General features: G+C 70.4%; 19 protein-coding genes and 1 tRNA gene. 12 read left to right on the plus strand and 8 right to left on the minus strand.

Going from position 1 to position 18,411, the window contains the following annotated elements; translation table 11 throughout:
* Positions 1-58: 58 nt before the first annotated feature.
* From ACIBH4_RS35660 to ACIBH4_RS35690, 7 genes are all read left to right on the plus strand, one after another.
* Complete coding sequence (locus ACIBH4_RS35660) at positions 59-409, plus strand: Na+/H+ antiporter NhaA (protein WP_362506102.1); 351 nt, start codon at positions 59-61, stop codon at positions 407-409.
* A complete protein-coding gene (locus tag ACIBH4_RS35665; RefSeq protein WP_362768069.1) occupies positions 343-1,134 on the plus strand; it encodes a Na+/H+ antiporter NhaA in 792 nt (263 codons plus the stop codon). The genes ACIBH4_RS35660 and ACIBH4_RS35665 overlap by 67 nt, the downstream gene beginning before the upstream one ends.
* A 197-nt stretch (positions 1,135-1,331) precedes the next feature.
* Positions 1,332-1,601 (plus strand): hypothetical protein, encoded by a 270-nt coding sequence (locus ACIBH4_RS35670; RefSeq protein WP_362768013.1) that lies wholly within the window; start codon positions 1,332-1,334, stop codon positions 1,599-1,601.
* 296 nt (positions 1,602-1,897) lie between these two features.
* Positions 1,898-2,548, plus strand: coding sequence for a TetR/AcrR family transcriptional regulator (locus tag ACIBH4_RS35675; RefSeq protein ID WP_362506096.1), 651 nt, complete (start codon positions 1,898-1,900; stop codon positions 2,546-2,548).
* The gene (locus tag ACIBH4_RS35680; RefSeq protein WP_362506093.1) at positions 2,545-2,760 is read left to right on the plus strand and encodes a ferredoxin; all 216 of its coding nucleotides are present in this window, start codon (positions 2,545-2,547) and stop codon (positions 2,758-2,760) included. Before ACIBH4_RS35675 ends, ACIBH4_RS35680 begins: the two co-directional genes overlap by 4 nt.
* On the plus strand, positions 2,747-4,021 hold the full coding sequence (locus ACIBH4_RS35685; protein ID WP_362506090.1) for a cytochrome P450: 1,275 nt from the start codon (positions 2,747-2,749) through the stop codon (positions 4,019-4,021). The genes ACIBH4_RS35680 and ACIBH4_RS35685 overlap by 14 nt, the downstream gene beginning before the upstream one ends.
* A 193-nt stretch (positions 4,022-4,214) precedes the next feature.
* Positions 4,215-5,150 carry a S1 family peptidase gene (locus tag ACIBH4_RS35690; protein ID WP_362768010.1) on the plus strand — a complete coding sequence of 312 codons (936 nt, stop codon included), beginning with the start codon at positions 4,215-4,217 and terminating at the stop codon, positions 5,148-5,150.
* On the opposite strand, the gene ACIBH4_RS35695 is transcribed toward ACIBH4_RS35690, so the two are convergent.
* From ACIBH4_RS35695 to ACIBH4_RS35710, 4 genes are all read right to left on the minus strand, one after another.
* Positions 5,111-6,427, minus strand: coding sequence for a hypothetical protein (locus tag ACIBH4_RS35695; protein WP_362768007.1), 1,317 nt, complete (start codon positions 6,425-6,427; stop codon positions 5,111-5,113). The genes ACIBH4_RS35690 and ACIBH4_RS35695 overlap by 40 nt on opposite strands.
* Before the next feature lie 9 nt (positions 6,428-6,436).
* The gene (locus tag ACIBH4_RS35700) at positions 6,437-6,805 is read right to left on the minus strand and encodes a hypothetical protein (RefSeq protein WP_362506081.1); all 369 of its coding nucleotides are present in this window, start codon (positions 6,803-6,805) and stop codon (positions 6,437-6,439) included.
* Between the two features lie 130 nt (positions 6,806-6,935).
* Positions 6,936-7,775, minus strand: coding sequence for a copper resistance protein CopC (locus tag ACIBH4_RS35705; protein WP_362768004.1), 840 nt, complete (start codon positions 7,773-7,775; stop codon positions 6,936-6,938).
* Positions 7,776-8,209: 434 nt separating this feature from the next.
* Positions 8,210-8,641 (minus strand): cold shock domain-containing protein, encoded by a 432-nt coding sequence (locus ACIBH4_RS35710; RefSeq protein ID WP_362506075.1) that lies wholly within the window; start codon positions 8,639-8,641, stop codon positions 8,210-8,212.
* Positions 8,642-8,940: 299 nt separating this feature from the next.
* Here ACIBH4_RS35710 and ACIBH4_RS35715 point away from each other — a divergent pair, with 299 nt between their 5' ends.
* Positions 8,941-9,921 (plus strand): threo-3-hydroxy-L-aspartate ammonia-lyase, encoded by a 981-nt coding sequence (locus ACIBH4_RS35715; protein ID WP_362506072.1) that lies wholly within the window; start codon positions 8,941-8,943, stop codon positions 9,919-9,921.
* 152 nt (positions 9,922-10,073) lie between these two features.
* On the opposite strand, the gene ACIBH4_RS35720 is transcribed toward ACIBH4_RS35715, so the two are convergent.
* A complete protein-coding gene (locus ACIBH4_RS35720) occupies positions 10,074-11,024 on the minus strand; it encodes a glucosyl-3-phosphoglycerate synthase (RefSeq protein ID WP_362506069.1) in 951 nt (316 codons plus the stop codon).
* A gap of 131 nt (positions 11,025-11,155) precedes the next feature.
* Here ACIBH4_RS35720 and ACIBH4_RS35725 point away from each other — a divergent pair, with 131 nt between their 5' ends.
* Positions 11,156-13,159, plus strand: coding sequence for a hypothetical protein (locus ACIBH4_RS35725; protein WP_362768001.1), 2,004 nt, complete (start codon positions 11,156-11,158; stop codon positions 13,157-13,159).
* A gap of 88 nt (positions 13,160-13,247) precedes the next feature.
* On the opposite strand, the gene ACIBH4_RS35730 is transcribed toward ACIBH4_RS35725, so the two are convergent.
* The gene (locus ACIBH4_RS35730) at positions 13,248-14,717 is read right to left on the minus strand and encodes a helix-turn-helix domain-containing protein (RefSeq protein ID WP_399173619.1); all 1,470 of its coding nucleotides are present in this window, start codon (positions 14,715-14,717) and stop codon (positions 13,248-13,250) included.
* 406 nt (positions 14,718-15,123) lie between these two features.
* On the opposite strand from ACIBH4_RS35730, the gene aceA reads away from it, so the two are divergent.
* Positions 15,124-16,416, plus strand: coding sequence for an isocitrate lyase (aceA, locus tag ACIBH4_RS35735; protein ID WP_362506063.1), 1,293 nt, complete (start codon positions 15,124-15,126; stop codon positions 16,414-16,416).
* Positions 16,417-16,660: 244 nt separating this feature from the next.
* On the opposite strand, the gene mihF is transcribed toward aceA, so the two are convergent.
* Positions 16,661-16,969, minus strand: a complete 309-nt coding sequence (gene mihF, locus ACIBH4_RS35740; RefSeq protein ID WP_329083125.1) for an integration host factor, actinobacterial type — start codon at positions 16,967-16,969, stop codon at positions 16,661-16,663.
* A gap of 163 nt (positions 16,970-17,132) precedes the next feature.
* On the opposite strand from mihF, the gene ACIBH4_RS35745 reads away from it, so the two are divergent.
* Both ACIBH4_RS35745 and ACIBH4_RS35750 read left to right on the plus strand, forming a co-directional pair.
* Positions 17,133-17,306, plus strand: a complete 174-nt coding sequence (locus ACIBH4_RS35745) for a hypothetical protein (RefSeq protein WP_362506059.1) — start codon at positions 17,133-17,135, stop codon at positions 17,304-17,306.
* Positions 17,307-17,703: 397 nt separating this feature from the next.
* Positions 17,704-17,991, plus strand: a complete 288-nt coding sequence (locus ACIBH4_RS35750) for an HU family DNA-binding protein (protein WP_350949101.1) — start codon at positions 17,704-17,706, stop codon at positions 17,989-17,991.
* 232 nt (positions 17,992-18,223) lie between these two features.
* On the opposite strand, the gene ACIBH4_RS35755 is transcribed toward ACIBH4_RS35750, so the two are convergent.
* Positions 18,224-18,356: transfer RNA gene (locus ACIBH4_RS35755), tRNA-OTHER, on the minus strand.
* Positions 18,357-18,411: the final 55 nt, after the last annotated feature.

Below are 18,411 nucleotides of genomic sequence, written 5' to 3' on the forward strand. Positions count from 1 at the left end.
GTGTGCCGGGAAGTCTGGTCGGCGATGTCCGACTCGTTCCCGAATTCTGGAGCACTGCATGAACGCTCCCGTCCCGCCGCGTACCCCTGCTCTCCTGGGGCGCGGTTCCTGGGGTGAGGCCCGCCGCATCGCCGACATCCTGCGCAAGGAGACCGTCGGCGGGGCACTGCTACTGGCCGCCGCGGGGGCGGCGATGATCTGGGTCAACTCCCCGTGGGCCGACGCCTACGAGGCGTTGCGCGATCTGCGCGTCGGGCCCGAGGCGCTGCATCTGAACCTCTCCCTGGCCGGCTGGGCCGGTTCCTGCCGACCGCGCTACGCACCTTCCTGCTCACCTTGGCCGTGGTCGACGACCTGGTGGCCATCGTCATCATCGCGCTGTTCTACACCGAGCACCTGGGGCCGCTGACGCTGGCCGCGGCGCTGGTGCCGCTCGCCCTGTTCACCGTGCTGGTGCAGCGCCGGGTGCGCTCCTGGTGGCTGCTGCTGCCGCTGGCCATGACCACCTGGGCACTCGTGCACGCCTCCGGTGTGCCCGCCACCGTCGCCGGAGTTCTGCTCGCCTTCGCCGTCCCGGTGCTGCGCAGCGAACAGGCCGGCGGCCCGCAGGCCGGCCCCGGCCTGGCCGAGCACTTCGAGCACCGCTTCCGCCCGCTGTCGGCCGGGGTGGCCGTGCCGGTGTTCGCATTCCTGTCGGCAGGGGTGTCCATCGGCGGCCTGGACGGCCTGGCCGGCGTGTTCGGTGACCCCGTCGTGCTGGGCGTCGCCGTGGGCCTGGTGGCCGGTAAACCGATCGGAATCATGGGCGCGACCTGGCTGATGTCCCGCTTCACCCACGCCGACCTAGACGAGGACCTGGCCTGGATCGACATGCTCGGGTTGTCGATCCTGGCCGGGATCGGCTTCACCGTCTCCCTCCTCATCGGCGAACTGGCCTTCGGCGCCGGCCAGGACGCGCACGTCAAGGTGGCCGTCCTGACCGGCTCCCTGACCGCCGCACTGCTGGCGACGGTGATCCTGCGCCTGCGCGACCGCACCTACCGGCGCATCCACGAGAAGGAGACCGCCGACCTCGACCGCGACGGCATCCCCGACGTCTACGAGACCGGCGACCCCGAAACGCCCGACCGCTGACAGCCGAGCAACGCGGCATTGAGCGCGACGATTTCACGCTGATGGCGCCGATAGCTGCCGTGACCAGCCCAGCCACGTCTACTTCCGGAATTGTCCAATTCCGGAAGTAGACTCCAGAAGCGACTTCCGGAAACACAACCGCAGAGAACGCGCAGGCCCTCGGATCAGCTTCCGGAAATACAAACCGGCCGCCAGCCGTGGCGCTCCCCGGCCCGTACGCCGCCGCGCTCGAGCGCTCACCGCTGGCCGACTCCAGCAAGACCAAGTACCACTCCCGGCTGCGCGGCTACCTGCCCTGGCTCGCCGACCAAGCCGACGTCGGCGCCCTCGACGGCGCCCCGCTCACCGACCCCATCACGGCCACCGGCGCGGTGCGCGACTTCCGCCGCCACCGGAAGAACGGCCACCGCGCCCCCAACACCACCGACACCTACCTGTCGGCCATCGACGACGCCGTACGCCAGTGAGCGGACATCGCCAGACAGCCCCCGCACATCGAGCCCCAGCGACTCGACGAGTGTCCACGACGGGCATCCGGTCCGCATCGCCATCCGATCAACCCAAAAGAAGAACGACTCGTCGGGCTGCGGCTCAACACCAACGCCAGGCGCCGAGAGAGGAATCCAACTCTCATCTTCGGCTCCTCACTCTCGAGTCGACTCTCAAGATGCGCGCCGAACTCTCAAGTTCGACGGCGCCAGACCCCCATCCCACCGCCGTCCCACTGTTGACAACATCAAATGAACGTTCTTTTAATTGACGCATGGGGCGTATCGCAGGTGTCACCGCCGCCGAGACCCGTGAGCGGTTGCTGCGCGCGGCGGCCGAGTCCTTCGCCGGACGTGGCTACGACGGCACGCGCGTGGCCGACATCGCCTCTGCCGCCGGGGTGAGCAACGGTGCCCTGTACGCGCACTTCGGCTCGAAGGCCGAGTTGCTGGTGGCCGCGCTGCGCGAGCACGGGCCGCGACTGCTGGCCACGTTGTTCGCCGCGGACCCGGACCAGTCGATCACGAAACTGCTCGCCGTCGTCGGCCAAGGGCTCCCGCACAGGAGGCCCGACGCCCACAACCATCTCATCGTCGAGGCACTCGTGGCGGCACGCCGCGACGAGGACGTCGCCCGGCCGATGCGCGACTACGTCGGCGAGCGCACCGACTGGCTCGCCGGACTCGTCCGCGCCGCACAGAACGACGGCGAACTGGACGGCGCGCTGTCGCCGAACGCGTTGTCGCATCTCTGTCTGCTGCTCGCGATGGGCAGCGCGCTCGTCACACCCGACCTGCACACGGTCGACGAGGAGGAGTGGGCCGCGTTGCTCACCCGTCTCGTCGCCGCCTTCGCCCCTGACGGCGACACGCCACACCCCTCGCCCCCTGCCGACACCACGGCACGGAGAGGAGTTCGACAGTGAGAGTAAGGATCAACCCCGAGGGATGCCAGGGACACGGTCGCTGCTACGCCCTCGCCCCCGCCCTGTTCGACGAGGACGATGAGGGCTACGGGCAGGTCGTCGGTGACGGCGTCGTACCGCCGGGTGAGGAGCGGGCGGCGCGCCTCGCCGTGGCGAACTGCCCGGAAAGAACGATCGAGATCCTTCAGGAGGCGCGACATGACCGTCGATGACCGTTTCAGCCAGCAAGCGCTCGACGGGAGGCAGCAGGACCGCCCTGACGGCGTGCGCAACGAGATCATCACCGGGCCTGTCTCGGACTGGGCGACCGACTTCTCCCACACCGAGCCGGAATGGGCGGCCGACCCGTACCCGATCCAGGACGACCTGCGGCGGCGCTGCCCGATCGCGCACACCGATCGGTTCGGCGGTGCCTGGCTGCCGACCCGCTACGAGGACGTCGCGGCCATCGCCTACGACACCGAGCGCTTCTCCTCCCGGTCGATCATCGTGGGCAACTTCCGGCCACCACGCGAGGCGGCCCCGGTGGGCGGCACACCGCCGATCTCCTCCGACCCGCCCTTCCATCACGACGCGCGCAAGCTGCTGCTGCCGATGTTCACCAAGACGGTGGTCGCCAGGCAGGAGCCGGCGACGCGAGCGTTCTGCCACTCGCTCATCGACGCGCTTGAGGGGCAGGACGTCGTCGACGCCGCCCGTGACTACGCCCAGCACATCCCGGTGCGCGTCATCAGCGACATGCTGGGCTTCCCGCCCGAGGACGGTCCGCGGTTCCGTGAATTCGTCGAGAACGCGCTGGAGGGCGTCAACCGGCCACCGGAAGAGCGTATCGCCAGGATGGACAAGCTCTTCGACTACCTGCTGGAGCAGATCCGCGACCACGTCGCCAACCCGCGTGACGACCTCACGACCTACCTCGTCAACGCGGAGCTGTACGGCAGGAAGCTGGAGCCGGCCCATGTGGCGGGCACGATGGCGCTGCTGCTCATCGCGGGCATCGACACGACGTGGAGCGCGATCGGCGCGTCGCTGTGGCACCTGGCCAAGACTCCGGACGACCGTGAGCGCCTGGTCGCCGAGCCGGCTCTGCTGCCGACCGCGATGGAGGAGTTCCTCCGGGCCTACGCACCGGTCACGATGGCCCGGCTGGTCAAGGAGGACATGCACTGGAACGGTGTCGACATGAAGGCCGACGACTGGATCCTGCTGTCGTTCCCGGCGGCCAACCGCGACGAGGCCCAGTTCGACCGGGCGGGCGAGGTCGTCATCGACCGCGAGGTCAACCGGCACGCCGCGTTCGGCCTGGGCATCCACCGCTGTGCGGGCTCGCACCTGGCCCGGATGGAACTGCAGGTCGCCCTCGAGGTCTGGCTGGAGCGGAACCCGCGCTTCGGCCTCGACGACCCGGCGGCGGTGACCTGGTCCACGGGCCAGGTCCGCGGGCCACGCGCGCTCCCGCTGCGCATCGGCTGACCCACGCCCAGGTCTTGTCCGCCCAGCGTGGCGCCAGGCTTTCGCGGCCGGATCCGGCGGCGGCCGGACTAAGGTGGCGGTGTCCACGTCGGTCCACGTCGGTCCACGTCGGTCCACGTCGGTCCACGTCGTGCGACCGACGATGTGGCGCCGCTCCCCCTCACGCTTCGAAAGAGGCAGAGGAGAGAGCAACATGCCCCGTCGCCGCATCGCCACCACGGGGGGCATCCTGGCGATCACCACACTCGCCCTGGCGTCTCTTCCAGCCGTCGCCACGCTCGCCCTGACGCCCCCTACCACCGTCACCACACCCCGGACGGCGGGCACCGCGCCCTCGCACAAGACCCGCCTCTCAAGCGCCGCGTGCGCGCCGACACCCCGTCCCACCGTCAACACCTCCCCGACGACGTGCCCCGCGCCCGCACCGACCGCCGATCCCAGCGTCACCGCGCCTCCGCCGCCGGACCCCTCCATCCTGTCGAACCTGCCGCCGGGCCTCATCGAGGCGCTCCAGCGCGACCTCGGTCTCACCAGGAAGCAGGTCGCGACCCGGCTGCTCAACGAGGCCCGGCTGACACCGGTCGAGGCGCGGCTGCGCGAGAAGCTCGGCGACCGTTTCGGCGGCTCCTGGTTCACGGGAACCCTCGCGGAAACCCTCATGATCGCCACCACCAGTCCCGCCGACATCCCGGCGATCGCCTCCGCGGGCGCCACACCAAAGGTCGTCCGCGCGTCGTTGGCGACGCTGAGCGCGGTCAAGGGAAGACTCGACGATGTGCTGTCCGCCCATCCGAACGACGGGACCATCCGCTACGTCGACGTGCGGATCAACAAGGTCGTCGTCCTGTCCAGGAACGCCCCGGCGACCCTGAATGTCGTCAAGTCCATCGGAGTGGACAGCGACCTGGTGGTCGTGGTGCATTCCGAGGAGGACCCTCGGCCCCATCCCCAAAGCGGTGACGCCCACCACGTCGGTGCGGGGCCCCGCACCCTCCAGCCGATCCGCGAGATCCTCCACTCCTCACGCCTGACCCCGGTGACCGCCGTCCCCGGCACCGTCTCAAGCTCTGTGGGCCGGTGCCGGGCGGGTCAGCCCGCGAAGAGGAGGAAGAGGCCCACCACCGTGTAGACCACCATCAGCACGAGGAGGGGAATCTGTCCCAGGACGGCGGTCCTGCGTGGGAACAGGGCGAGCGCGCGGTCGTGGGCGAGCACGGTGCCCAGCACGTGACCGACGATGATGACCGTCACCTGGAGCATGGCGATCCCGGCGGGGGAGGTACCGGCCGCCTGGACGGTCCACCCCGCGGTGCCCAGCCAGTTGGCGCCGGTGCCCAGCGGATCGGAGAGCAGGGCGAGGGTCCGCTGCCCTTCGAGGAGGAGCAGCGTGTAGTAGTGGGCGACCACGTACCCGACGGCGATCGGGACGACCGCGTGGGCGAGTTCGCCCGCCGTCGTCCCCGGCCCCGCCGCCCCCCAGCGACCGGCGAGCGCGGTCGCCCCGCGATACGCCGCGAGCACCAGGCCGATGACGACGAGCAGCCCCGCCGTTCCCATGACCGGTGCCGGCAGCGAGCTCTCCTGCACGAAGCGCACCCAGACCGGGGCGTTGGAGAGACTGTCGTACATGGTGGAGCCGAGAAGCACGACCACCAGCACCGTCAGCCCGGGCACCGGCCGGAGCCCGGCCATGCCGTCGAGCGAGTTACGCCAGGTCACGACGCCGTCGGGGCGTCTGGTCACCGGGGCGAGGTGGCCGACGAGGGTGCTGTAGACCTCGAACGCGTCCGCGTGGTCGAACCAGCGCGACCCGAAGAGCACCGCTCCCCCGAGCACGAACACGACGTACACGGCGAGCCAGGCCCCGATGACCGGCAGGGTGGCCCGTTCCGGGGCGACCAGCTCCAGCCAGACGAAGGCGAGGAGACCGCCCGCCGCGGGCCAGTAGCCGAGCCCCGACGGCAGCGGGCGCATCCCGGTCTCGGGGTCGCGTCCGAGTCCCCGGCAGGCCAGCAGGTGCAGTGTCCGCAGCGGGTTGAGGACCGGCCACACCGGTCCGAACAGCAGCGAGAGCGGCACCAGGCCGACCCAGAACAGGACGTAGAACACTCCCGCCGTGGGATTCTCGACCCGGTCGGGGCCGAAGAGCAGGCCCACGCAGAAGTACGCCGCGGCGACGAGCCCGGCGACTCGCCAGAACCACGGCCACGCCCGCGCGGAGACCACACTCTGGACCAGGGAGGCGAGCGGGCGGGGACGGCGGGCGTCGACGCCCAGCCGCGGCTCGGTCCACAGGGCGCCCAGCGCCACGAACGACACCAGCAGGGCGAGGATCGCGCCGATCAGCGCGGCCTCGAAGGGGATCGGCAGGTCCTGGCGCCCGCCGATCCCGTGAGCCAGGAACATCACGTCGGCCTAGCGCACCACGAGCTGGAAGAGCTGCAGCTTCGAATCGTGGGTCTCGACCTCGAACAGGCCGTCCTGGTCCGCGACGAACTCGATCGTCGCGGGCGTGCCGGGCGTCAGGGTCGCGGCCTTGTCGTAGCCGTGGACGTGCGCCTCGTCGGGCGCGTCGCCGGTCACCGTGATCCTTACCGTCTGGCCCTTGGTCACGTCGATCCGTCCGGGCGGGGGCGTCACCTGCCGTCCGGCGATGGTCACCGTGATCTCCTTGACCGTCGAGGCGCCGGGCTCCGCGGCGGACGAGCCACAGGCCGTGGCCGTCAGCAGGGTCACGCCGAGCATGAGCACGGCGAGCAGGCGGCGGGCAAGGGGGGAGGTCATGACTGTTCTCCTGGGGGTCGGTGGTCGGGCCGACGAGTCGGCGGGGAGGCGGGGACGGTGAATCGGTACGGGAGCGGTGAGCCGGTACGGGACCGGGTGTCGTCGGCGGAGCCGGAGCGCGGGAGGCGGGTCAGCGTCGTTTGGCGGACTTGACCGCCTTCGCGCTCCCCGTCCTGCGCGACGCGGCCGTCGGCCGACCCGCGGGTTTCCTCCCGGGCGGCCCGGTGGAGCGTCGCCGGACCTGCGCGCCGGAGGGCGAAGGCCGCCGTGCCGCCCGGACCACCATGAACCCCGCTCCGACGACGAGGAGGGTGGGCAGCAGCCACACCGACAGGTCGAAACCCGAGGTGGCCTGGGGCGCGTTCGAAGCCGCGGCCTGGGGCGTGGCCTGCGAGCTGGCCTGGGGGACGACGGGTCCGGCCGCCGCGGCCGACGGCGTGGTGGCGCCGGGTTCCAACATGGCGAGCAGCGCGGGGTCGGGTTCGTTCACGGGGGCCTTCCAGCCCTTGGGCGGACCCGACGTCGGGCCCTTGTAGGTGAACCGGACCTCGCCTTCCACCTTCTCGCCGTCCGAGGCGACCGACATGTAGCGGGCGACGTACAGGCCCTTCTCCGGCCAGTGGGCGACGGGGACGGTCGCGGGAAACCCGGTGTGGTACAGGCTGGGCTGCCAGGTACCGTCCACGAGGTTGTATTCCCTGACCGGCTCGTCGAGGCGCTCGGGCTGCCCGTGCGACCAGGGCTCGTCGACGCGGACACCGCTGGGGGCGGTGACGGTGAAGTACGCGTTCGGAGCGGGCTTCTCGGTGAAGTAGAGCGCGAGCGACTCCAGCGGCTCTTTCACCGTGCTGTCCTTGGCCGGTGTCGACATCGCGAGCTGACCGTGCGCGGAGGCGGGCGTCGCGAGGGTGGTCAGCGCGACGACGGCGACGACGGCCAGCACGAGCAGCTGGCCCAACCAGCGCGCCATCGCCACCCCTGCTCTCCACCGAAAGGCCCGCTGGCCTGCGGAATCACGGACGATTCCGGCCGATCACGGTCAATGCTCGTCGAGAATAACCGCTTTTGTCCCATATGAACAGAACTTTGGCACGCATCCAACCGAAGAACGTCAAGGACTGTGAGCCTCACCGTTCCGCACCTGTTCACGCCGATCGGGCGCCCCGCACCCCGCCCCGCTCCCACCCACGTCCCACGCCCGTCCGGCACCTGTTCCGCGGCACGCGACGGCTTCCTCGAAGCCCGGCGACCGAGACCGCCTCCTTCCACTCGAGGTGACCGGGTACGGGCCTTCCCCGGCCGCCCCCACCGCGGCTCGCGCGTCCCGCGCGGCTCGCGCGAGCCATGCCGTTCCGGATCCCGACCCGCCGCGGATCCGGAACGGCAAAGACGCATCGTCCGGCCTCAGTCGTCGACCCAGCCGTGGGACCGGGCGAACGTCAGGAGACGATTCCTGACCTGCCCGATCTGCGCGCCCGTCAGCGTGGGCGCGTGCTCGATGAGCAGCTCGGTCACCGCGCCGTTGAAGGACTTCGCCGACAACACGTCGCACACCCCCTCGTCGTCGCCGAACTGCTGCGAGGAGACGGCGTCCGAGAGAGGCACGGTCGCGACCGGCCGTCGGCTCGGCGGCGGGTCCAGAAGGCTGACGGTCGAGACCTTCAGGCCCCGCTCGCCCTCCATGACCTCGTACTCCACTCGCAGGCCGGGCTGGAGGACATGCCTGCTCTCACCGAAGTCGTTGGCGTGGAAGAACACATCCTCGCCCCCGCTGACCGCGGCGATGAACCCGTACCCGCGTACCTCGTCGAAACGAAGGATCGTACCAACTGCCACCACAACACCACCTACACCGAGAGTCGCACCACTTCGCGCTCACCTTCCGGCACTGTCCGGCCGGTGAATCCGGCCTGCCTGTCACACCGGACGACCCGATGCTAGACCGGACGGCGCGCCGTGTCCTCATCGATTCCGTGCCGCGGCGCCATCCCACCAAGCACCGCGCACACCGCCTCACGACACCGCGTACGGGTCGCGTGCCGGGGATCGTCGCCGTGACTCCGCCCCCGGTACACCGTCCGTACGACGGGAATGCCAGGCTTCGAGTAGCCGCGCCGACCGAGGAGAGCCAGCCGATGTCCCAGTCATCGACGTCCCCGATGTCCCCGACCTACGACGACGTCCTGAGCGCCGCCGCCCGCATCGCTCCGCAGGTCCACCGCACCCCCGTGCTGCGCTCACGCCGGATCAACGAGAGCGTCGGCGCCGACGTGGTGTTCAAGTGCGAGAACTTCCAGCGGATGGGCGCCTTCAAGTTCCGCGGCGCGTTCAACGCGCTGTCACGGTTCACCTCCGAGCAGCGACGCTCCGGCGTGATCACCTACTCCTCGGGCAACCACGCCCAGGCGATCGCCCTGGCCGCCCGGCTGCTCGACATCCCGGCCACGATCATCATGCCGCACGACGCGCCGGCCTCGAAGGTGGCCGCCACCGAGGGGTACGGCGGGAAGATCATCCGCTACGACCGCTACACCGAGCACCGGGAGGAGATCGGCAGCGCGCTCGCCGCCGACCGCGACCTCACGCTGATCCCGCCGTACGACCACCCTCACGTGATCGCCGGTCAGGGTACCGCCGCCAAGGAGTTGTTCGACGAGGTCGGCGATCTCGACGCGCTCTTCGTCCCCCTGGGCGGAGGCGGGCTGCTCTCCGGCACGGCGCTGTCGGCTCGCGCGCTGTCACCCGGCTGCGCGCTGTACGGCGTCGAGCCGGAGGCGGGCGACGACGGGCGGCGGTCGCTGCGGCAGGGCTCCATCGTCCAGATCGACACGCCGAAGACCATCGCCGACGGCGCGCAGACCCAGCGGCTCGGCACCCATACGTTCGAGATCATCCGCCGCGAGGTCGACGACATCGTCACCGCCACCGACGCCGATCTCGTCGACGCGATGAAGCTCTTCGGATCGGCCATGAAAATCGTCGTCGAGCCCACCGGATGCCTCGGCCTGGCCGCCGTCCGCGACCTCGCCGACCGGCTGGGCGGGAAACGGGTCGGTGTGATCGTCAGCGGGGGCAACGTCGACCTCGACCGCTACGCCTCACTGCTCGCCTCCTGACCGCCACACCCGGGAGCCGGCCGAAGGGCCGGCTCCCGGGACGGTCTTCGCGGGGCCTTGGGACGAACCGGCCCTCGCCGTGAGAGCTTCCACCGGGCGGTCGGTATCCTCGCCACCCTCGCCGACCTCGCTGTCACGGTGGTACGGCCTGGTCAGCGGAGCGAGCGGTAGGCCGGGATCGTCCCCATCGGGGGGCGTTCGGCGACGGCGACGTCCCTGACGCTCACCTGGTGGCCGTCCGCGCCCCGGCGGAACTGGGCCAGGCGGGGAGACGGCCGATGCAGGGAGACCATCATGTTCTGGCGCTCCAGGCGTGACCAGGAGGTCTGCAGGATCTGGGCGGCCATCCCACCGAGCGCCTCCGTCGACTGGTGGGAGTGCACCCGGCGTCCCAGATCGACCTGGGCCAACGCGTCGAGACCCGCGAGATCGAGCAGGTCGATCAGCAGGGCGAGCTCCACGCCGTAGCCGGTGACGAACGGGACGCGCTCCAGCACGGACCTGCGCCCGGCGTACTCCCCCGCGAGGGGTTGCACGAACCCGGCCAGCCGTGGCCAGTGCAGGTTGAGCAGGGGGCGCGCGACCAGTTCGGTGACCCGCCCGCCACCGCTCCTCGCGTTCCACAGGGGCCGGTCGTAGCAGCCCTTGACGTAGACCACCGCCGGGTCGGCGAGCAGCGGGCCGAGCAACCCGGTCACGAAGGACGTGCGGAACTCGCGCAGATCGGCGTCGACGAAGACCAGCAGGTCGCCGGAGGTCGCGGCGAGGGACTTCCAGAGCGCCTCGCCCTTGCCGTCCAGCGGTTTGAGATCGGGCAGAACCTCGTCCTGGGCGACCACCCTCGCCCCGGCCCGCGCCGCGCGTACGGCGGTCTCGTCGACGGAGCGGGAGTCGATGACCACGAGTTCGTCGACGAGCGGAACGGCCTCCATGAGATCGCGGCGGATCGCCGCGACGATCTCCCCGACCGTCTCCTCCTCGTCGCGCGCGGGCAGCACGACACTGATCGTCGTCTCACCCTTGGCTTCCAGCAGCTCCGGCAGCGCCCAGTCACCCGAGGATGAGGTGCGCCCGCGTAGCCATGCCTCGACCTCAGGCAGCACGACCCACCCTTTCCATCACCTCGGCGGTTAGGGGTATCACCCTATGTGGCGCTGATTCCCGACACCTACCGGCTCCCGTCTCCGCCAAGCAGGTGGGAAGATCAGTCCAGTCCGGAATGAGGGGGGACGGGATGAACCCGGTAGCCGTGATGCGGGCGGCGCGCGGCGTCCGCGACGAGCTCGACAGCCTGATGGGGGGCGCCTCCGGCGAGCTTCGTGACCGGCTGGATCCGCTGCTCGCCGAGGTGGGCAGCCAGCCCTCGGACCAGCTGGCAGACGCGGTCATCAGGCTCGTCTCCGAGTACGGCCCCGCCTGGGACCGGCTCACCGCGCTGCTGAGCCTGGAGCGGGGCGTCACCCCCGAGCAGGTGATTCCCCTGCTCTCCCGGCGGCCGGGCGCCGAGCCGGGCTCGCACGGGAGCGGCCTCGGCTTTCCGCCGGGCGGCGTGGGCCCCACCCCGTCCTCCTGGGGCGCGGCGTCCCCGAACGGCACGGACCCCTCCGGCTGGGAGCCGATCGACGCTCCGGCGACCGGTTCCTACACTCCCGCCTGGCTGCTCCCCGACATGGGCGGGCAGGGGCGTCCCGCTCCGGGTTCCGGGCAGACGTCCGGAGAGGATCCGCCACCGTTCCCCGAAGCGCCGCGGACGCCCCCGGAGCCACCGCCCCCGACACCTCAGGCGTCGTCACCGCAGGTCCCCGCGCCGCAGCCCCCGGTCGCGGCACCGTCGGCGACCGAGCCTCCGGCCGCGCCGCCGCGTCCCGCGGAGAGCCGGGGTCCCTCGGTTCTCGACCGGCTGACCGGGGCCTTCCGCAGGCGGCGCAAGGAGACTCAGGCTCCGGCCCCGGGGCCCGGCTGGGAGGCGATCCCGCTCATCGAGGCTCCCGCGGAGGCGGCCGCGGGCTGGGGCTCGGAGGTGACGGTCGGCGTCGCCCCGGGCCAGGGGCAGGACGGCACCGCGACACCGCGCGAGCCGATCGACCTGGACATCCAGATCGTCGCCGAGGGCTTCGACGCGCCCGGTGGCCGGCGGGTGCGGCTGCGTGCCGACGAGACGTCACCGTACCCGCGGGCCGTGGTCAACCTCGTCGCCCTCGCCCAGGAGGAGCCGGAGGCCGCCCGGCAGATCCAGGTGACCTACTCCGTACGCGGTCAGGTGGTCGGGTTCGGCCTGCGGGCGGTCACGGTCCACGGTTCGCCCGGCGGCCTCGGCGGACACGAGGCGCTGGAGCCGGTCTCGGGCACCCGTATCCGTCCCGCCCTCATGGGGGAGCCCGCCGACGTCACGGCGATCATCGTCCACGGAGACAGGCCGGGACTGCTGTGGTGGACCTACCAGTCACCGCACTTCGTCACCCCGGACCAGGCCGAGCCCTGCGACCTCGGCACCCGGGCCTCGGAGTTCGGCCGGCACCTGACCGATCGTGGCCGTCTCTCCGAGGAACTGGGGCGGGAGGTCGGCTCGCGCGTGCCCTGGGGTTTCTGGGAGCTGCTGTACGCGGTGGCCGGCCGGGTCGCACCGCGCCGCCCGAACGTGCTCATCCTCTCCCAGGAGCCGCACGTGCCCTGGGAGCTGGCCGTGCTCGAGCAGCCGTACGATCCCTCCCTGCCCCCCTACCTGGGCTGCCAGATGGCGACCGGCCGCTGGCCCCTCGGCGGACGGCGTCCCGAGCTGCCCCCTCCCGTGCACGCGCGGGCCGACCACATCGCGGTGGTGTACGGCGAGGCGCAGGCGCATCCGCTGGTGACGGAGTACGGCGCCACGCAGGTCTCCCCCGCGCTCGGCGACGTCCTGGGCGCGCTCAGGCAGGGACCCGACATCGTCCACTTCACGGACGGCGGATCCGCCTCCGAGGCGCTGGACTACGAGCTGGCGGGTGCCCCGTTCGTCTTCCTGGAGGAGCCGGGGGACGCCCAGGCGTTCCTGCTCGCGGGCGCGAGCGGGGTCGTCGCCCCGCTCTGGCCCGCGGGCGGCGGTCTGGCGCCGGAGTTCTATCGGCGCTGCTTCGCCGGTGAGCCCCCGGCCGAGGTGCTGCGGTCCATGCGCGGGCAGGCCCCCGACAGCGCGGGCGCCTACCGGTTCCACGGCCACCCGTCCCTGACACTGCGCCGGACGGCCCAGCCCACGGGGTGACACGCTCCTTTTCGCCGCCGGCCCGCGACATGGTCCCTGGGACGTGGATCTTCATCGCGGAGGTCCTCGGAGGGCGCCCCCGCGCGTCTCAGCCCGCGGCGTGGCGCTCCAGGAACGTGTAGACGTCGGCCTCGTCCACCCCGGGGAAGGACCCGGGTGGCAGCGCGGCCAGGATGTGGGAGTTGCCGCGGGCCGAGGGCCAGGCGTACCCCTCCCAGCGCTGGGTCAGCTCGGCGGGCGGGCGGCGGCAGCACTCGCCGGTGGGGCAGCCGGATCTGGTGCGGGTGGTGGTCTCCCTGCCGCGGAACCAGCGCGACTCCCGATAGGGAACGCCGAGGGTGATGGCGAAGTCACGCTCGCGCGAGATGTCGACGTGCGCGAGACAGAAGTAGGTGCCGGTGGGCGAGTCGGAGTACTGGTAGTGGACGGAGAAGCGGTCGGGTGACAGGAAGACCTGGCGCCCCGACCACTGCAGGCACATGCGCTGGCCTTCGATCGCGCCCTGCTCGTCGGCGGGGAAGACGATGCCGTCGTTCTCGTACGCCTTGTAGATGATCCCGTCGGCGTTGTTGCGGACGAAGTGGCAGGCCAGGTCGAGGAAATTGGTGGCCAGGTTGGTGAAGCGGTGCGCGGCCATCTCGTAGGAGACGGCGAACACGTCGCGCAGGTCCTCCACGCTCAGCGCGCGGTCCTTCTTCGCCTCCCGCAGGTACGGCACGGCGGCGGCCTCGGGCACCAGGACGGCGGCGGCGAAGTAGTTGGCCTCGGTCCGCTGGCGCAGGAAGTCGGCGAAGTCACGGGGCCTGTGGTGGCCGAGGGAGAGATGGCCGAGGGTCTGCAGCAGGATCGTACGCGGGGTGTGCATGCCGACCTGCTCGTGCTTGACGTAGATGCGCCGGTTGCGCAGGTCGGAGATGGAACGCACGGTGCGCGGCAGGTCCTGGACCGTCTGGACGGTGTAGCCGAAGTGGCTGACCAACGCCTGGACGGTGCTCTGCGACAGCGCGCCCGAGCGGTAACCGACCGCGGCGAGCGCCTCGGCGGCGGCCTGCTCGATCTCCGCGAAGTAGTTGCCCTGCTCGCGCTGCTTGCGGCGGAGTTCGGCGTTGGCCGCGCGGGCCTCCTCGGGGGTGGCGGTCCCCCTGGCCTGACGCGAACGCAACTCCTCGTAGAGGCCGAGAATGTGTTCGAGCACGTCGTTGGGGACACGGGCGGAGATCTTCAGCCTGGCGAGGCCGAGCCCCGCGTACAGGGGGTCGCGCTGCGCCTCCTCCAGCGCCATCTCCAGCTGGGCCCGCCGGTTGGGTGCCTGCCTGCGGAGCAGCTCCTCGACCGGCACGTTGAGCGCGGCGGCCAGCGACTTCAGCAGCGACAGCTTCGGCTCGCGCTTGCCGTTCTCCAGCAGGGAGAGCTGGCTGGGCGCGCGGCTCACGCGTTCGCCCAGGTCGGAAAGGGTTAGGCCACGCTGCTTCCGCAGGTGTCTCAGCCGCTGGCCGAACGCGATGAGATCGAGCTCCTGCGTCAAGGAAAGCGGTTCTTCACCGACCAAAGATGCCATGACCCGATGCTAAACGAAATTTCCGAGGAAATTTCGCCCCCGGCAGGTCGCGGGGCGGACATCGCCGCACCCGCGCCCGGAGCCGCCGGAGTCGTCCTCACATCGGCTCCACCCGGAGTCGCGATCATCAAGCCCTCGCGACGGCCCGGAACCGGCGACCGCGATCACCGAGCCCCCTCGCCGGAGTTCGGGTGTACCCCCGGCGGGGACCCGCGCACACCCGATCCCGGCACAAGAATTGGTCTAGTCCATAGAGAAAACTATTAACTTCTTCTCCCCTGAATACCAACAAGTATTGATATCAGGAGAATAATTTCCATTCTTTCGTCCGACTCGACCTTGTTTGACCGTTTCGTCGGAGCACACACTCGAAGTAGGCCACCCAGGGGACGAAAAGGAGTCACCGATGAACGATCGCCTCAAGGGAGCCGCAGACGAGCTGCGGCACGAATGGGAGACCAGCCCTCGCTGGAAGGGGACCGAGCGGACCTACGCGGCCGAGGACGTGGTTCGACTCCGAGGTTCCGTCCAGGAGGAGCACACCCTCGCCCGGCTCGGCGCCGAGCGGCTGTGGGACCTGCTGAACACCGAGGAGTACGTGCACGCCCTGGGCGCGCTCACCGGCAACCAGGCCGTGCAGCAGGTCAAGGCCGGACTCAAGGCCATCTACCTGTCCGGCTGGCAGGTCGCCGCCGACGCCAACCTCGGCGGCCAGACCTACCCCGACCAGAGCCTCTACCCGGCCAACTCGGTCCCCGCCGTCGTGCGGCGTATCAACAACGCGCTGCTGCGCGCCGACCAGATCACCTGGTCGGAGGGCGACCGGGACGCGCCGCACTGGCTCGCGCCGATCGTGGCCGACGCCGAGGCCGGCTTCGGAGGCGTGCTGAACGCCTTCGAGCTGATGAAGGGCATGATCACCGCGGGTGCCGCCGGAGTGCACTGGGAGGACCAGCTCGCCTCGGAGAAGAAGTGCGGCCATCTCGGCGGCAAGGTGCTCATCCCCACCGGCCAGCACATCAAGACCCTCAGCGCCGCCCGCCTCGCGGCGGACGTGCTGGGCGTGCCGACCCTGATCATCGCGCGGACCGACGCTCAGGCCGCGACCCTGCTCACCACCGACGTCGACCCCCGCGACCAGGCGTTCACCACCGGCGACCGCACCGCGGAGGGCTTCTACCGGGTCCGCAACGGCGTGGACGCCTGCATCGCCCGCGGCCTGGCCTACGCGCCCCACTCCGACCTGCTCTGGATGGAGACCTCCACCCCGGACCTGGACGTGGCCCGCGAGTTCGCCGAGGCGATCAAGGCCGAGTACCCCGACCAGATGCTGTCCTACAACTGCTCGCCCTCGTTCAACTGGAAAAAGCACCTGGACGACTCCACCATCGCCAAGTTCCAGCGGGAACTCGGTCACATGGGCTACAAGTTCCAGTTCATCACGCTGGCGGGCTTCCACTCACTGAACCACTCGATGTTCGACCTCGCCCGGGGGTACGCCGAGGAAGGCATGACCTCCTACGTCGAACTCCAGGAGGCAGAGTTCGCCTCCGAGGCACGCGGCTACACCGCCACCCGCCATCAGCGCGAGGTCGGCACCGGATACTTCGACCTGGTCAGCACGGCCATCGCGCCGGACTCCTCCACCACGGCCCTGAAGGGGTCGACGGAGGAGCAGCAGTTCGCAGAGGCTCACTGACTTCTCCGAACCGAGCCCGCCGCCGGCGACCTCCAGGGCATGGGAGACACCCCGAGACGGGCTCGACGACCAGGTCGTCGACCAAAGGGCCCCGCCGCACGGACTTCCCCCGAGTCCGTGCGGCGGGGCCCTCCCGTCCTCCCACCCATTCCAGGTCCGCGGCCCGGGGTATCCCGTTCGACCGCCCGCCGTTCCCGGGAGTACTCCTCATGGGAACGGCGGGCGGCGGCCGGTCGGGGGCATCTCAGCGGCCGACGGCCTCGATGAGCTTGCGGCGCTGCTGGGTACCGAGACCTCCCAGCCGGCGTGCCTCGTCCACGTCGGCCTGCTCCATCAGCTGCGCGGCCTTGACCGTTCCGACCCCGGGCAGGGCTCGAAGGGCCTGGGACACCTTGATGCGCTTGGCGATGTCGTCCTCACGGCCAAGCAGTTGCTCCAGGCTGAGCGCGCCGTTCTTGACCTCGGCGAGAAGCTTGGCGCGAGCTGTGCGGGTCTCGGCGGCCTTGACCAGGGCGGCCTGACGCTGTTCGGGGGTGAGCTTGGGCAAAGCCATGGTGTTTTCTCCCTGATGACGGTAATTCCAGGGTCCTGCTACCCAAAGCAACCCGGTTAATCATCGGAGGACATACAGATAGATCCCCGGCATACGTACTGTGCATCACGATATGCCTGTTTGGTTACCCCGCTCTTACCTGGTTCTCCGTAGCCTCGGGCTCATGGGTATCTGGCGAAGCCCTCAGGGCATCGAGGTTGAGGCGATCGTGGTCCGCGACGGCCCCTGTCTGCTGGTCACCCGCCGGATCGACGGACGGCGGGTCCTGGTGGCGTACTGCATGAGCATCCGCGAGGTCGGAGAGCACGTCGACCTGGCGGAGCTGGTCCCGGCCTAGGCGGATCCCCGCGCATACCGACGATCGAAGTCGGATCAGGTCCGAGTCTTGTTCGGTACGCCTGTCAACTTCCGAGACCACTGGGACGTCAAGTAGTCAGGGAGGCTCGATGGATGTTCTGATCGGCCTCGTTGACGAAGATCTCCTTATGGAGCTCATCCTCGTCGAGGCACTGCACACGGAGGCGGAACGGCTGGCCGCCCAGCCCGAACGCTGAACGAGGACGGGTGCCCGCCGCCTGAAACGGCGGGCACCCGCGCGGCGAGCCCGGCAACAGACGACAGGGGCGCGCGTTGCCTTCGTGGTCCGGCTCACCGGAGGGCATCCCGCTCTCGCGGCCGGTGCGAGTGGAGAACGGGGCTCGATTCACCGGGTGGTGATGGCGTTAACTGTCTCCATGAACAAGCGCGAGCTGATCGAGAAGGCCGCCGCCGAGGCCGGGCTCACCCGGAGGCAGACGGCCGCGGCTCTCGACGCGATTCTGGGGACGATCCAGACGGCCGTGGCGGCCGAGGAGAAGGTGGCGATTCCCGGGTTCGGGTCCTTCGAGATCGTGCACAAGCCCGCACGGACCGGACGCAACCCGCAGACCGGGGAGCCGCTGGAGATCGCGGAGACCTGGACGGCGAAGTTCAAGCCCAGTCCGGGGTTCATGGGCCTGATCCGCCAGCGCAAGAAGGACTGACCTTCCCGCGACCCTACGCACCGACCGGCCTCTTCGCGCCCGCGCCGACCGTCCGGGGCCTCGCCCCGGGACGTGGGTGGAGCCAAGGGCTGCGTCCGGGGGAAGACGGCGGCCCCCGGGGAAGTATCCATTCCCCGAGGGCCAGTGTGCCGCCATATCGGGGCACCGGCACGTTTAAGGATCCGGGTCATCATGATGAGGTCGCACTCTGCCGTTAAGTTATAGGCGCATGTGGAGCACCCAGCGGGATTCGAACCCGCACTCGACCTCGTCGCCCGCATCCGTTCGATCCGGCGCCCGGCGGCGAATGCTGAATCTGGAGCGAGAGTCTGAGCGTGAGCGGCTGCCTCTGCCTGTTGGGCTATCCCGGCTCGACGGTGCCGGGAGAGGGACTCGAACCCCCACTGTGACCGCGTGTCA

The sequence above is a fragment of the Streptosporangium sp. NPDC050284 genome, assembly GCF_044459525.1.
GTDB lineage: Bacteria > Actinomycetota > Actinomycetes > Streptosporangiales > Streptosporangiaceae > Streptosporangium.

Coding starts and splice junctions, on each gene's coding strand:
- ACIBH4_RS35660 (WP_362506102.1), top strand. CDS start 59: ATGAACGCTCCCGTCCCGCCGCGTACCCCTGCTCTCCTGGGGCGCGGT.
- ACIBH4_RS35675 (WP_362506096.1), top strand. CDS start 1,898: ATGGGGCGTATCGCAGGTGTCACCGCCGCCGAGACCCGTGAGCGGTTG.
- ACIBH4_RS35685 (WP_362506090.1), top strand. CDS start 2,747: ATGACCGTCGATGACCGTTTCAGCCAGCAAGCGCTCGACGGGAGGCAG.
- ACIBH4_RS35690 (WP_362768010.1), top strand. CDS start 4,215: ATGCCCCGTCGCCGCATCGCCACCACGGGGGGCATCCTGGCGATCACC.
- ACIBH4_RS35695 (WP_362768007.1), bottom strand. CDS start 6,427: ATGTTCCTGGCTCACGGGATCGGCGGGCGCCAGGACCTGCCGATCCCC.
- ACIBH4_RS35700 (WP_362506081.1), bottom strand. CDS start 6,805: ATGACCTCCCCCCTTGCCCGCCGCCTGCTCGCCGTGCTCATGCTCGGC.
- ACIBH4_RS35705 (WP_362768004.1), bottom strand. CDS start 7,775: ATGGCGCGCTGGTTGGGCCAGCTGCTCGTGCTGGCCGTCGTCGCCGTC.
- ACIBH4_RS35715 (WP_362506072.1), top strand. CDS start 8,941: ATGTCCCAGTCATCGACGTCCCCGATGTCCCCGACCTACGACGACGTC.
- ACIBH4_RS35725 (WP_362768001.1), top strand. CDS start 11,156: ATGAACCCGGTAGCCGTGATGCGGGCGGCGCGCGGCGTCCGCGACGAG.
- ACIBH4_RS35730 (WP_399173619.1), bottom strand. CDS start 14,717: ATGGCATCTTTGGTCGGTGAAGAACCGCTTTCCTTGACGCAGGAGCTC.
- aceA (WP_362506063.1), top strand. CDS start 15,124: ATGAACGATCGCCTCAAGGGAGCCGCAGACGAGCTGCGGCACGAATGG.
- mihF (WP_329083125.1), bottom strand. CDS start 16,969: ATGGCTTTGCCCAAGCTCACCCCCGAACAGCGTCAGGCCGCCCTGGTC.
- ACIBH4_RS35745 (WP_362506059.1), top strand. CDS start 17,133: ATGGGTATCTGGCGAAGCCCTCAGGGCATCGAGGTTGAGGCGATCGTG.
- ACIBH4_RS35750 (WP_350949101.1), top strand. CDS start 17,704: ATGAACAAGCGCGAGCTGATCGAGAAGGCCGCCGCCGAGGCCGGGCTC.